Annotated in this window: 1 protein-coding gene and 1 pseudogene; one reads left to right on the top strand and one right to left on the bottom strand. The window is 77.8% G+C overall.

The features are described from left to right. A pseudogene (locus tag ACYVI6_RS18755) lies at positions 1–306 on the top strand (FtsX-like permease family protein); the annotation flags it as partial. 16 nt (positions 307–322) lie between these two features. On the opposite strand, the gene ACYVI6_RS18750 reads toward ACYVI6_RS18755, so the two are convergent. After that, positions 323–956, bottom strand: a 634-nt coding sequence (locus ACYVI6_RS18750) for a GAF and ANTAR domain-containing protein (protein ID WP_460447796.1), incomplete at its 5' end; no start/stop codon positions are given.

The following is a 956-nucleotide window of genomic DNA, read 5'->3' as shown; positions in this document are numbered from 1 at the left end:
CGTGCCCGCACCCTCGGCCTGCCCGTGGGCGCGCTGCGGGCGGTGGCCGCCGGTGAGCTGGTGCCACCCGCGCTGGTCTCGGCGGTCGGGGGGCTGGTGGTCGGCCTGCTGGCGGCGCGGCTGACGCTGAGCCGGCTGGGCCTCGAGCTGGTGACCGGCCAGGCAACCGGCCCGCGGCTCGTCGCACCGTGGTGGCTGGTGCTGCCGCCGCTCGTGCTGGCGCTCGCCGCGCTGCTCGTCGACCTCGCCGAGACCGCCGCCTCGGGGCGTCGCGCCACCGCGGGCGTGCTGCGCGTCGGCGGGTGACCGGCCGCGGGTGGGTCTACCGCCGGCGGGCCCGCCCGGCGTCCGACCGGGCCGGCACCGCACGCGGTCGACGCACCTCGAGCGACCCGGTGTCGGCGACGTCCACCGCGAGGTCGCGCAGCTTGCGGTTCGTGTGCTGGCTCACCGTCTTCAGCAGGTCGAGCGCCTGGTCGCGGGTCAGCCGGTGGGTGGCCATGAGCACGCCCTGGGCGATGCCGATCTCGCGGTTGGAGTCGAGGGCGCTCTTCAGCTGCTCGGCGCGCTCGCGGGTCAGGCCGGTGGCGACCGTCGCGGCACCGAAGAGCGCCAGCGCCAGCCCGAGGTCGATCGCGTCGTCGTCGAAGGCGTCGAGGTGGTCGGCGTACAGCGTCAGGCCGCCGACCACGTCCGCGGAGCCGTCGAAGACCAGCCGGTACGCCGCACAGGAGCCGATGCCGGTCGCCGACGTGCGCGCGCTCCACACCGGCCAGCGCCCGGCACGAGCCACGTCGGGCACGACGTGCACCGCGCCCGAGGCGACCGCGTCGGCGGTCGGGCTGCCCCCCGGCGCCTCGTGCAGCTCGTCGAGCCGCGTGACGCGGGGGTCGGTGCCCGCCACGGCCACGAGCCGGGTGCCGTGCCGCAGCACGGCGCCCGCCGAGCTCGCGACG

It is taken from the genome of Angustibacter aerolatus (genome assembly GCF_054776675.1).
This window is presented reverse-complemented; position numbering and strand designations above follow the sequence as displayed.